Raw genomic sequence first — 12,485 nt, 5'->3', positions numbered from 1 at the left:
TAATCCCCAATTAATATTATCAATTTCCTCTAATGTGATTCGCGCAGTATAGTCTGCTTCCAGAACAACACTGTGAGAGTTTCGTCATGTTATCCTATTACTTTCAAGGGCTTGCCTTAGGGGCGGCCATGATCCTTCCGCTTGGCCCACAAAATGCGTTCGTGATGAATCAGGGCATCCGCCGTCAGTATCATCTGATGATTGCCCTGCTGTGCGCGGTAAGCGATCTGCTGCTGATTTGCGCCGGGATTTTTGGTGGTAGTGCATTGCTGATGCAGTCGCCCTGGCTTCTTGCGTTGGTTACCTGGGGTGGCGTGGCGTTTCTGCTGTGGTACGGTTTTGGTGCACTGAAAACGGCCATGAGCAGCAATCTTGAGCTGGCAAGCGCTGAAGTCATGAAGCAGGGGCGCTGGAAGATCATCGTCACCATGCTGGCGGTTACCTGGCTTAACCCGCACGTTTATCTCGATACTTTTGTGGTGCTGGGGAGCCTGGGCGGACAGCTGGATGTTGAGCCGAAGCGCTGGTTTGCGCTTGGAACGGTCAGCGCCTCTTTCCTCTGGTTTTTCGGTCTTGCGATCCTGGCGGCGTGGCTGGCCCCTCGTCTTCGCACTGCTAAAGCGCAGCGGATCATCAACACACTGGTGGGTCTCGTGATGTGGTTTATTGCCTTCCAGTTGGCAAAAGAGGGCATTCATCATGTCCAGGAATTGTTCAACTAAGCCATTGTCTTATGGACAACTGAACAAGACCCGCTAAGCTTGCTGGCATGCGCCCTGTTGTTGGGGCACTCTTCGCAACATGGAGGAATGACAGTGAAGTTTAAAGTGATGGCCCTGGCGGCATTAGTGAGTTTAGGTGCGGTGTCGGTGCAGGCAAGTGAACTGCCAGATGGTCCGCACATCGTCACTTCAGGCACCGCAAGTGTGGATGCGGTACCGGATGTTGCAACCCTGGCGATTGAAGTCAATGTGGCTGCGAAAGATGCGGCATCTGCCAAGAAGCAGGCTGACGATCGTGTTGCGCAATATCTCTCATTTCTTGAGCAGAACGGTGTAGGTAAAAAAGATATCAACTCCGCTAACCTGCGTACTCAACCCGATTACGACTACCAGAATGGCAAAAGCATTCTGAAAGGCTACCGTGCTGTGCGTACTGTCGAAGTGACGGTGCGTCAACTGGACAAGCTGAATGCATTACTGGATGGCGCGCTGAAGGCGGGGCTGAACGAAATTCGCTCTGTGTCGCTGGGCGTTGCGCAACCGGAGAAATACAAAGACGAAGCGCGTAAAGCGGCGATTGATGATGCGATGCATCAGGCGCAGCAACTGGCTGCAGGCTTTAACAGCAAGCTCGGCCCGGTTTACAGCGTGCGTTACCACGTCTCAAACTATCAGCCAAGCCCGATGGTACGGATGATGAAAGCCGATGCGGCGCCAGTATCTGCTCAGGAAACTTACGAGCAGCCGACGATCCAGTTCGACGATCAGGTCGATGTGGTGTTCCAGCTGGAGCCTGTTGCAGCACAGCAGAAAACAGCTCAGTAGTCTGCAGGCCGGGTAAGGCGAAGCCGCCACCCGGCTTATTTTTTAATCCTGTCTCAACACCTTGTGCCCGTAAGCCAGTAGCGCATCGGTGACGTTGCGCATCATACGGCTTTCCGGCGCAAAACGGTGCCAGTAGAGCATCCGGCGCTGATACAGCCCCGGCGTTAGGTCAATCAGCTCTCCGCTTTTCAACTCTTTCTCAATCTGCAGATGCGGGATCATGCAGCAGGTGGTGCCCTGACGCGCAAGCTGCACGAAGGCTTCAGACGAGTTGACGATATGACACGGTACGCTGCCCGGCGGCAGGTCAAAGTTTTGCTGCAGGAACGCCTGATGCATATCGTCCAGATGGTCGAACGCGACTGCTGGCGCTTTGAGCAGTGCGGCGCGGGTTACACCATTAGGGAAGTAGCGCTCGGCAAAGGCTTTTGAACCCACAAACAGGTAATCCAGAGCGCCTAGCTGATCGACAAGACAGCTCGGCAGCGCCTGAGGCTGAATACTGACCGCACCAACCACTTCACCACGACGCAGGCGCTCCTGGGTACGGGTTTCATCTTCAACCTGCAAATTCAGGCGGATAGGGGAATCTGCTAATACCGGGGCCAGGGCAGGCAGCAGCCAGGTTGCCAGACTGTCGGCGTTGACCGCCAGAGAGAGCAGCAGTGGCGTAGAGCCCGTTTGTTCATCACCCAACCACTCATCTTCCAGCAGTTCAACCTGGCGCAGCAGGGCGAGGAGCTTTTGCCCTTGCTCGGTTGGACGTGGCGGCACGGTGCGTACCAGCAACGGCTGGCCGAACATATTTTCAAGCTGTTTGATACGCTGTGATACGGCGGACTGCGTGATGCAAAGCTTTTGCGCCGCGCGCTCAAAACCTCGTTCACGAATAACTGCATCAAGTGCCTGTAGTGTTCTGTAGTCCGGACGTTTCATCGCTCTGGCTGACTCCTTAATTTGGCTTATTCTGCACTATGACACAATTTTCCCTTTGTGACAGACGAATTCCACCTCACGTGTTCTATAATGCGGCCTAAGTTTTCACACCACAGGCAAAACGATCATGACGCAGGATGAACTGAAAAAAGCAGTAGGATGGGCCGCTCTCCAGTATGTACAGCCGGGTACCATTGTCGGTGTCGGTACGGGATCAACCGCGGCACACTTTATCGATGCGCTGGGCACGATGAAGGGGCAAATTGAGGGCGCGGTTTCCAGCTCCGATGCTTCCACGGAAAAGCTGAAAAGCCTCGGCATTACCGTTTTCGATCTCAACGAAGTTGACCGTCTGGGGATTTACGTTGATGGCGCGGATGAGATTAACGGCCATATGCAGATGATCAAAGGCGGTGGTGCAGCGCTGACGCGTGAAAAAATCATTGCCTCCGTTGCGGACAAGTTCATCTGCATCGCGGATGCCTCCAAGCAGGTCGATATTCTGGGTAATTTCCCGCTGCCGGTGGAAGTGATCCCGATGGCCCGTAGCGCGGTTGCCCGTCAACTGGTGAAGCTGGGCGGTCGTCCGGAATATCGTCAGGGCGTAGTCACCGATAACGGTAACGTGATCCTCGACGTTCACGGTCTGGAAATCCTAGATGCTATCGCGCTGGAAAATGCCATCAACGGCATTCCAGGCGTAGTAACCGTAGGGCTATTCGCCAACCGTGGCGCGGATGTGGCGCTGATCGGTACCGCTGACGGCGTGAAAACCATCGTAAAATGATCTGACGGGGGGAGTCCTCCCCCCGCTAAAAAATTTTTGAAAAGCTAAATTCGGTGACTTGTGTCACGTTTTTACGCCTATTTTGCCGATCCTGCCGCATTCACAAATTTCTGTAGCATTTTCCTCTGTCATTTTACCCTGTATGACTTTTCTTCAGAGTGCCGACGCAAACGTTCATATTGCTGCAATAGTTTTTTTTGATATGTTGGCTATAGCGGATTTAAATCCAGCACAACATCAGTTCAGATAAAATACAGGGTCGGGTAAATGGCAAAGGTATCACTGGAGAAAGACAAGATTAAATTCCTGCTGGTTGAAGGCGTGCATCAGAAAGCGCTTGATAGCCTTCGTGCAGCGGGTTACACCAACATCGAATTTCACAAAGGCGCGCTGGACACCGAAGAGCTGAAAGCGGCCATCCGTGATGCCCACTTCATTGGTCTGCGATCCCGTACCCACCTGACTGAAGATGTAATTGCTGCGGCGGAAAAACTGGTTGCCATTGGCTGTTTCTGTATCGGTACCAATCAGGTCGATCTGAATGCAGCCGCCAAACGCGGTATTCCAGTGTTCAACGCCCCGTTCTCCAACACCCGTTCCGTGGCGGAGTTAGTGATTGGCGAGTTGCTGCTGCTGCTACGCGGTATCCCTGAAGCTAACGCCAAAGCACACCGCGGTGTCTGGAATAAACTGGCAGCGGGGTCATATGAAGCCCGTGGTAAAAAACTGGGTATCATTGGTTATGGTCACATTGGTACTCAACTGGGGATTCTGGCTGAATCTCTCGGGATGCATGTCTATTTTTACGATATTGAAAGCAAGCTGCCTTTGGGTAACGCGACGCAGGTTCAGCATCTCTCTGATCTGCTGAATATGAGCGATGTGGTCAGCCTCCACGTGCCGGAAAATGCCTCCACCAAAAACATGATGGGCGCGGAAGAGCTGGCGCTGATGAAGCCGGGCTCACTGCTGATCAACGCCGCGCGCGGCACGGTTGTCGATATCCCGGCACTGGCGGATGCGCTGAAGCGTAAGCATCTGGCGGGTGCGGCCATCGACGTCTTCCCAACGGAGCCTGCGACCAACAGCGATCCGTTTAATTCTCCGCTGTGCGAATTCGACAACGTAATCCTGACGCCACACATTGGCGGCTCAACCCAGGAAGCGCAGGAGAACATCGGTCTGGAAGTGGCGGGTAAACTGAGCAAATATTCTGACAACGGTTCTACGCTCTCTGCGGTGAACTTCCCGGAAGTGTCTCTGCCGCTGCACGGTGGTCGTCGCTTGCTGCACATTCACGAAAACCGTCCGGGTGTGCTGACCGCCATTAACCAGATCTTTGCCGAGCAGAGCGTCAACATCGCCGCGCAGTATCTGCAGACGAATTCTCAGATGGGTTATGTGGTGATTGATATTGAAGCGGATGACGATGTTGCCGAGAAAGCACTGCAGAGCATGAAGGCGCTTCCAGGGACGATTCGCGCGCGTCTGCTGTACTGATTGTGTTGTGTCGGGTGGCGGCTGCGCCACCCGGCTTTATTCTACCAGGTCCAGGTTTTACTGGGCGTCACCACCGCCGGTAGCGGCACATCCCATTTTTCCACCGGCAATGCCTCCACGCCCTGACAATCATGCGCGTAACCCACCGGCTGTAGCTCATACTGTTGCCAGTTTTGCAGCGTCCGGTCGTAAAAGCCGCCGCCCATCCCTAAACGCTGGCCCTGTTCATCAAACGCCACCAGAGGCGTAATCAGCACATCCAGCTGTGACAGCGGCAGCACGTCACGCACATCCAGTTTTGGCTCAGTGATTTTCAGACGATTTACGACCAGCTCGCTGTGCGGGTGGTAGTGCAGAAAAAGTAGATTACCTTCGCTAAACGGATGCAGCACTGGCAGGTAAACCTTCTTCCCGGCTCGCCAGAGTTGCTCGATGAGAGGTTGGGTATCCAGCTCGCCATCAAATGAGAGAAACAAGGCTACGGTATGCGCCATCACAACAGGCGGATACGCCATCATGCGCGCGGCAGCCTGCTGGGCAAAATGCGCTTGCTGATCGGAGGTTAACGCACGACGGCGTTGACGAATTAACTGACGAATGTCCTGGCGTGAAGCAGAAACTTCAGGGAATTGAGTCATGGTAGTCGGTAGAAGAAAAGAGAGGGAATCTCCGAGATGCCGCCGCAGGCTGTAACCCTTGAACCCTTGGTTCAAGGTGAATGTGTCGTCATAGTTTTAAGGCTTCTCGGACGGACCGAGCATGCTCACCAACCATGGAGCGCCACATTCTTGTGGTATGAAATATCGGCTCAGGGGACTGGCCCGCTTGCGAACATCTCAGAGAAATTTTGTCTTCACAGTTACTCTACCATAGTCAACTGAGAAGTGTTATTCAAACTTTGGTCCCGGTCTTTCGGGATTGCGACCTTGATCAAGCAATGCTTGTTCTATGGTCTGCTGGAGCATTTTAATGCGCTGCTCCATACTTGCCGCGTAGTCGCGGGTCTTCGCTTTTTCCTGAGTCAGTTCATAGCTGATGTTCAACGCGGCGATGAAAACCAGCTGCTCAGTATTTGTGACTCTAGTGCGTTCTTTTAGATCTTGCAACCGCTGATTCAAATCGTCCGCAGCCTGATTCAGGGCATCCCTTTGTTCAGGTGGACAATTCACTCGCAGTGAACGGCCAAAAATCTGGAGATCGACGGGTTGTGCAGACATGCCACCTTCCTGCTGATTGACTGCGCTGCCTTCGCTTACTGCCCCGGGGGCCGCGAAGGGGCGACACTATAGCTACCCTGATGTGAAGATACAAGCCCTTTTCTGGTATCACCAGGGTCCAAAGTGGTAGCATATCATGAAACTTCCCCCCTTTGATGACGAATGCTCATGTCTATACAGAACGAAATGCCTGGTTACAACGATTTAAACCAGTTACTGAACCAGCAGGGAGTGGGTTTAACCCCTGCCGAAATGCACGGTTTGATCAGTGGCATGCTGTGCGGCGGAAACAGCGACAGCTCATGGCAGCCGCTGATCCACGACCTCACGAACGAAGGGCTGGCGTTTGGTCACGAACTGGCGGAGGCACTGCGTAAAATGCATGCCGCCATCAGTGATTCACTGGAAGACGATGGCTTCCTTTTTCAGCTTTATCTGCCTGAGGGCGATGACGTAAGCGTGTTTGATCGCGCTGATGCGCTGGCAGGTTGGGTAAACCACTATCTGCTGGGGCTGGGTGTGACACAGCCTAAACTCGATAAAGTGACCGGCGAAGCCGGTGAGGCGATCGACGATCTGCGTAACATTGCCCAGCTTGGTTACGATGAAGACGAAGACCAGGAAGAGCTGGAAATGTCTCTCGAAGAGATCATCGAGTATGTGCGCGTGGCGGCGTTGCTGTGCCACGACAACTTTACGCGCTCACAGCCGACCGCGCCGGAAGTCCGCAAGCCAACCTTACATTAAGAAAAATAACGCACAGGAGGGTGTCATGGTTATCTCGAATCAAGAGTATTCGCGCCGCCGCCAGGCGCTGCTCGCCAAAATGCAGCCGGGAAGCGCTGCACTGATTTTTGCCGCGCCCGAAGTAACGCGTAGCGCCGACAGCGAATATCCCTATCGCCAGAGCAGCGATTTCTGGTACTTCACCGGCTTTAACGAGCCGGAAGCGGTACTGGTGCTGATTAAAAGCAATGACACCCACAACCACAGCGTGATTTTCAACCGCGTACGCGATCTGACGGCCGAAATCTGGTTTGGCCGCCGCTTAGGCCAGGAGGCCGCGCCGGCGAAGCTGGGCGTTGACCGTGCGCTGGCGTTTAGCGAAATCAATCAGCAGCTCTATCAGTTGTTGAATGGTCTGGATGTGCTTTACCACGCTCAGGGCGAATACGCGTATGCCGATGAAATAGTCTTTACTGCCCTGGATAAGCTGCGCAAAGGCTCGCGGCAGAACCTGTCCGCCCCCGCCACGCTCATAGACTGGCGTCCGGTCGTGCATGAGATGCGCCTGTTCAAGTCCGAAGAAGAGCTGAATTTGATGCGTCGGGCAGGTGAAATCAGTGCTCTGGCGCATACCCGTGCCATGGAGAAATGCCGCCCGGGTATGTTTGAATACCAGCTGGAAGGCGAAATTCACCATGAATTTAACCGTCACGGCGCACGTTATCCCTCTTACAACACCATTGTCGGTGGCGGGGAGAACGGCTGCATTCTGCACTATACCGAAAACGAAAGCGCGCTGCGTGACGGCGATCTAGTGCTGATTGACGCCGGTTGCGAATATCAGGGCTACGCGGGGGACATCACTCGTACCTTCCCGGTGAACGGTAAATTCTCGCCGGCACAACGCGCGATTTACGACATCGTTCTGGAATCCCTTGAGACGGCACTCACATTGTATCGTCCTGGCACCTCCATTCAGGAAGTGACCGGCGAAGTTGTGCGCATCATGATTACCGGCCTGGTTAAGCTCGGTATTCTGAAAGGTGACGTAGGCACTCTGATTGCTGAAAATGCGCATCGACCGTACTTTATGCATGGCCTGAGCCACTGGTTGGGGCTGGATGTGCATGATGTGGGGGCGTATGGTGCAGAACGTTCGCGCGTGCTGGAGCCGGGCATGGTATTAACCGTAGAACCTGGGCTGTATATCGCGCCTGATGCCGATGTGCCTGAAGAGTATCGCGGGATTGGCATCCGCATTGAAGACGATATCGTCATTACCGAAAGCGGCAACGAGAACCTGACGGCCAGCGTGGTCAAAAATGCTGACGATATCGAGGCGCTGATGGCAGCGGCACACAAATGAGCGTGATTATTGTTGGCGGCGGAATGACGGGGGCCACGCTGGCACTCGCTATTTCGCACATGACACAGGGGAAACTCCCGGTGCATCTGGTGGAAGCCGTTGCTCCAGAGGCTTCAGACCACCCCGGTTTTGATGCCCGCGCAATTGCGCTGGCGCAGGGGACATGTCAGCAACTGTCGCGCATCGGTATCTGGCAGTCGATTGCCGACTGTGCGACGGCGATCAACACCGTTCACGTTAGCGATCGCGGGCATGCGGGTTTTGTCACGCTGGATGCGCAGGATTATCGTATTGATGCCCTGGGGCAGGTCGTTGAGCTGCACGACGTCGGATTACGTCTGTTCCGTCAGCTTCAGGATGCACCTGGCGTCACGCTGCATTGTCCGGCGCGTGTGGCCAGTTTTAGTCGCAGTGAAGGGGCGGTCAGTGTGACGCTGGAAAATGGTACTGTTCTTGAAGGCCAGCTTCTGGTTGCCGCAGATGGTTCTCGATCTGCGCTCGGCACCCAGTGTGGTATCGAGTGGCGTCAGCTGGCGTATGGGCAGGTGGCGGTCATTGCGAATGTCTCCACTGCCGGAGCGCACAGCGGCAGGGCTTTTGAACGTTTTACACAGTATGGCCCGCTGGCGATGCTGCCGATGTCGAACGGACGCTGCTCGCTGGTGTGGTGCCATCCCCAGAGTAAGTCTGAAGAGATTCAGTCCTGGTCCGACGAACGTTTTTGCACTGAGTTGCAAAAAGCCTTTGGCTGGCGGCTGGGGCGGATCACCCATGCAGGCAAGAGGACGGTATATCCGTTGTCGCTGACGACAGCATCTCAATCCATCTCCCATCGTGTCGTGCTAGTGGGTAATGCCGCGCAGACGCTGCATCCGATTGCGGGTCAGGGCTTTAACCTCGGGTTACGAGATGTCATGAGCCTTGCAGAAACCCTTTCGCAAGCGTGGGGTGAGCAAAAAGATTGCGGTGCATACTCAGTGCTAAGCCATTACCAGAAGCGACGTCAGGCGGATAAAGAGGCGACGATTGGTGTCACTGATGGCCTGGTTCATCTTTTTGCCAATCACTGGGCGCCGCTGGTTGCAGGCCGTAACCTCGGGCTGATGGCGATGGAATTATTCATTCCGGCACGTGACGTGCTGGCGCAGCGGACCCTTGGTTGGGTCGCGCGTTAAGGAGTTATCACCGTGCAAAATGTTGATGTCGCCATCGTTGGCGGCGGAATGGTAGGACTGGCATTGGCCTGTGGCTTACAGGGCAGCGGCCTGCGCGTGGCCGTGCTGGAGCAAAAGCAGCCCCAGCGTGTCGCACAGGATGCGCCGCCGGAACTCCGCGTCTCGGCAATTAATGCGGCCAGCGAAAAGCTGCTGACGCGCCTTGGTGTCTGGTCAGATATCGTGGCGCAGCGCGCCAGTTGCTATCACGGCATGGAAGTATGGGATAGAGACAGCTTTGGTCATATCGCTTTTGATGACGAAAGTATGGGCTATAGCCATCTCGGTCATATCATCGAGAATGCCGTTATCCATCATGCGCTGTGGCAAAAAGCGCAGTCATGCAACGATGTCACCCTGATGGCACCCGCACAAATCCAGCAGGTCGCGTGGGGTGAAAATGAGGCGTTTATTACCCTGCAAAGCGGTGACATGTTGACTGCACGTCTGGTTGTTGGCGCTGATGGTGCGAACTCCTGGCTGCGTAATAAAGCCGATATTCCGCTAACGTTCTGGGATTATCGTCATCATGCTCTGGTAGCGACGATCCGCACTGATGAGCCGCACGGCGGTGTCGCGCGTCAGATCTTCCATAATGACGGCATTCTGGCCTTCCTGCCGTTAAGCGATCCGCATCTCTGCTCGATTGTCTGGTCCCTGGTGCCAGAAAAAGCGCAGCTGATGCAGGAGGCCACGCCAGAAGCGTTCAACCAGGCACTGTGCATGGCGTTTGATAACCGTCTTGGGTTATGCACGCTTGAGAGCGAGCGTCTGGTGTTCCCGTTAACCGGACGCTACGCGCGTCAGTTTGCGGCGCACCGTCTGGCGCTGGTGGGGGATGCGGCACACACGATTCATCCGCTGGCCGGGCAGGGCGTTAACCTTGGCTTTATGGATGCGGCTGAACTGGTTGAAGAACTGCGTCGTCTGCATCGCGAAGGGAAAGACATTGGTCAGCATCTGTATCTGCGTCGCTATGAGCGCAGCCGCAAGCATAGCGCGGCAATGATGCTGGCGGGCATGCAGGGTTTCCGTGAGTTGTTTGCCGGTGCCAATCCGGCGAAAAAATTGCTACGTGACATCGGCCTTAAGCTCGCTGATACGCTTCCCGGCGTTAAACCTCAACTTCTTCGTCAGGCGATGGGTCTTAACGACCTACCGGACTGGCTGCGCTAATTTAGACCCCCGTCACACTTTATTTCCCGGCCTCTGTGCCGGGGAAATTTCCTCGTTTGAAATATTCTAATTTCACCTCATTTTTCGCATTAGATAATCTAATCTGGCTAATTTTATGTTGCGGAAATTTGGCCCATTTTTCCGCAGGAAATATCACCATGTGCTAAATCCTGTTAGATCATTGTTAATTTTGTGCGGGGTTAATCGCATTTTTCCAGTGAATAACTCTGTAGGCTTTTCAGCGTTTTTTGGTCATAAGCTAATGTGATGACCCATTTTACCTTATGGTTAATCGCCGGTTTCGGTGGTAAGTTCAGGTAAAAGAGAACGTTTGCGTCGGCCCCTGAAAATGAGGTCGATACCGGGTTTCACGGTGAATTTTTCAACGAGGACAAGATGGCTCAACAGACTCCTTTGTACGAACAACACGTGTTATGCGGCGCCCGCATGGTGGACTTCCATGGCTGGATGATGCCGCTGCACTACGGCTCGCAGATTGATGAGCACCACGCGGTGCGCACCGATGCCGGTATGTTCGACGTGTCCCACATGACGATTGTCGATCTGCGCGGTAGCCGCACCCGGGAGTTTTTGCGTTATCTGCTGGCAAACGACGTCGCCAAACTCAAGACACCGGGTAAAGCGCTCTATACCGGCATGCTAAATGCCTCCGGCGGTGTGATTGACGACCTCATCGTCTATTACTTCACAGAAGATTTCTTCCGCCTCGTTGTTAACTCCGCTACCCGCGAAAAAGACCTCACCTGGATTACCCAACACGCTGAACCTTATGCCATCGACATCACCGTTCGTGATGATCTGTCGCTGATTGCCGTACAGGGACCGAACGCGCAGGCGAAAGCCGCTTCTCTGTTCAGCGACGAGCAGCGTAAAGCGACTGAAGGCATGAAGCCGTTCTTCGGCGTGCAGGCAGGCGATCTGTTTATCGCTACCACTGGCTATACCGGTGAAGCGGGTTACGAAATTGCGATGCCAAATGAGAAAGCCGCAGATTTCTGGCGTGCGCTGGTGGAAGCCGGTGTGAAGCCAGCGGGTCTGGGTGCACGTGATACGTTGCGTCTGGAAGCGGGTATGAACCTCTACGGTCAGGAGATGGATGAAGGTGTCTCTCCGCTGGCGGCCAATATGGGCTGGACCATCGCATGGGAACCTGCTGACCGTGAATTTATTGGCCGTGAAGCGCTGGAAATTCAGCGTGAGAAGGGCACTGAACAACTGGTGGGTCTGGTGATGACCGAGAAAGGCGTACTGCGCGGTGAACTGCCGGTGCGTTTTACTGATGCTGATGGCAATCCGCGTGAAGGCGTGATCACCAGCGGTACCTTCTCCCCAACGCTGGGCTACAGTATTGCACTGGCACGCGTGCCGGCAGGCATTGGCGAAACGGCAGTGGTGCAAATCCGCAACCGTGAAATGCCGGTCAACGTGACTAAACCGATTTTTGTTCGCGCCGGTAAGCCGGTCGCCTAATCATTTTTATCAGGAGAAATTCAATGAGCAATGTGCCAGCAGAACTGAAATACAGCAAAGAACACGAATGGCTGCGCAAAGAGGCGGACGGCACTTACACCGTAGGGATCACCGAGCACGCACAAGAGCTGCTGGGCGATATGGTGTTTGTTGATCTGCCAGAAGTGGGCTCGACCGTAGGCGCAGGCGATGACTGTGCTGTGGCGGAGTCCGTAAAAGCGGCATCTGATATCTATGCACCGGTAAGCGGTGAGATTGTTGCGGTTAACGACGCGCTGAGCGACTCCCCGGAGCTGGTCAACAGCGAGCCTTACGGCGAAGGCTGGATCTTTAAGATCAAAGCCAGCAACGAAGCGGAAGTTGCCGCACTGCTGGATGCGACCGCGTACGAAGCACTGCTAGAAGACGAGTAATTGTTAATCCCCCTCTCCCTGTGGGAGAGGGCAGGGGTGAGGGTGCTCATCTTCCCCTCACCCTAACCCTCTCCCACCGGGAGAGGGAACTTAAATTCACTGCACGTTTCAG

Annotated in this window: 13 protein-coding genes and 1 other RNA gene; 10 read left to right on the top strand and 4 right to left on the bottom strand. The window is 54.5% G+C overall.

Going from position 1 to position 12,485, the window contains the following annotated elements:
• Positions 1–86 precede the first annotated feature (86 nt).
• A complete protein-coding gene (gene argO / locus WB237_RS16850; RefSeq protein WP_021242063.1) occupies positions 87–722 on the top strand; it encodes an arginine exporter ArgO in 636 nt (211 codons plus the stop codon).
• Between the two features lie 93 nt (positions 723–815).
• The gene (locus WB237_RS16845) at positions 816–1,547 is read left to right on the top strand and encodes an oxidative stress defense protein (protein ID WP_028016967.1); all 732 of its coding nucleotides are present in this window, start codon (positions 816–818) and stop codon (positions 1,545–1,547) included.
• Between the two features lie 42 nt (positions 1,548–1,589).
• Here WB237_RS16845 and argP read toward each other — a convergent pair whose 3' ends face one another.
• Positions 1,590–2,483, bottom strand: coding sequence for a DNA-binding transcriptional regulator ArgP (gene argP / locus WB237_RS16840; RefSeq protein WP_008499727.1), 894 nt, complete (start codon positions 2,481–2,483; stop codon positions 1,590–1,592).
• Positions 2,484–2,610: 127 nt separating this feature from the next.
• Between argP and rpiA the strand changes: the two genes are divergently transcribed.
• On the top strand, positions 2,611–3,270 hold the full coding sequence (gene rpiA / locus WB237_RS16835; protein ID WP_003860091.1) for a ribose-5-phosphate isomerase RpiA: 660 nt from the start codon (positions 2,611–2,613) through the stop codon (positions 3,268–3,270).
• 267 nt (positions 3,271–3,537) lie between these two features.
• The gene (serA, locus tag WB237_RS16830) at positions 3,538–4,770 is read left to right on the top strand and encodes a phosphoglycerate dehydrogenase (protein ID WP_028016965.1); all 1,233 of its coding nucleotides are present in this window, start codon (positions 3,538–3,540) and stop codon (positions 4,768–4,770) included.
• A 41-nt stretch (positions 4,771–4,811) separates the two neighbouring features.
• On the opposite strand, the gene WB237_RS16825 is transcribed toward serA, so the two are convergent.
• The 3 genes from WB237_RS16825 to zapA form a co-directional block, all read right to left on the bottom strand.
• The gene (locus tag WB237_RS16825) at positions 4,812–5,408 is read right to left on the bottom strand and encodes a 5-formyltetrahydrofolate cyclo-ligase (protein ID WP_336214710.1); all 597 of its coding nucleotides are present in this window, start codon (positions 5,406–5,408) and stop codon (positions 4,812–4,814) included.
• Between the two features lie 24 nt (positions 5,409–5,432).
• Positions 5,433–5,616: non-coding RNA, 6S RNA (gene ssrS, locus WB237_RS16820), on the bottom strand.
• A 41-nt stretch (positions 5,617–5,657) separates the two neighbouring features.
• Entirely contained in the window at positions 5,658–5,987 is a 330-nt protein-coding gene (gene zapA, locus WB237_RS16815; RefSeq protein ID WP_006811891.1) for a cell division protein ZapA, read from the bottom strand.
• Positions 5,988–6,155: 168 nt separating this feature from the next.
• On the opposite strand from zapA, the gene WB237_RS16810 reads away from it, so the two are divergent.
• The 6 genes from WB237_RS16810 (at position 6,156) to gcvH (ending at position 12,373) form a co-directional block, all read left to right on the top strand.
• On the top strand, positions 6,156–6,734 hold the full coding sequence (locus WB237_RS16810) for a YecA/YgfB family protein (RefSeq protein ID WP_028016963.1): 579 nt from the start codon (positions 6,156–6,158) through the stop codon (positions 6,732–6,734).
• Between the two features lie 31 nt (positions 6,735–6,765).
• Positions 6,766–8,079: a Xaa-Pro aminopeptidase gene (pepP, locus tag WB237_RS16805; RefSeq protein WP_336214827.1), complete on the top strand. Its 1,314-nt coding sequence runs from the start codon at positions 6,766–6,768 to the stop codon at positions 8,077–8,079.
• Positions 8,076–9,254: a 2-octaprenyl-6-methoxyphenyl hydroxylase gene (ubiH, locus tag WB237_RS16800; RefSeq protein WP_336214706.1), complete on the top strand. Its 1,179-nt coding sequence runs from the start codon at positions 8,076–8,078 to the stop codon at positions 9,252–9,254. The genes pepP and ubiH overlap by 4 nt, the downstream gene beginning before the upstream one ends.
• 12 nt (positions 9,255–9,266) lie before the next feature.
• Entirely contained in the window at positions 9,267–10,469 is a 1,203-nt protein-coding gene (gene ubiI / locus WB237_RS16795; RefSeq protein ID WP_336214704.1) for an FAD-dependent 2-octaprenylphenol hydroxylase, read from the top strand.
• A 396-nt stretch (positions 10,470–10,865) separates the two neighbouring features.
• On the top strand, positions 10,866–11,960 hold the full coding sequence (gene gcvT, locus WB237_RS16790; RefSeq protein ID WP_336214702.1) for a glycine cleavage system aminomethyltransferase GcvT: 1,095 nt from the start codon (positions 10,866–10,868) through the stop codon (positions 11,958–11,960).
• Between the two features lie 23 nt (positions 11,961–11,983).
• A complete protein-coding gene (gcvH, locus tag WB237_RS16785; protein ID WP_336214700.1) occupies positions 11,984–12,373 on the top strand; it encodes a glycine cleavage system protein GcvH in 390 nt (129 codons plus the stop codon).
• Positions 12,374–12,485: the final 112 nt, after the last annotated feature.

The organism is Enterobacter sp. P82, assembly GCF_037053385.1.
Taxonomy (GTDB): Bacteria; Pseudomonadota; Gammaproteobacteria; order Enterobacterales; family Enterobacteriaceae; genus Enterobacter.
The sequence above is the reverse complement of the archived record's forward strand: the minus strand, read 5'-3'. Positions and strand labels throughout refer to the sequence as shown.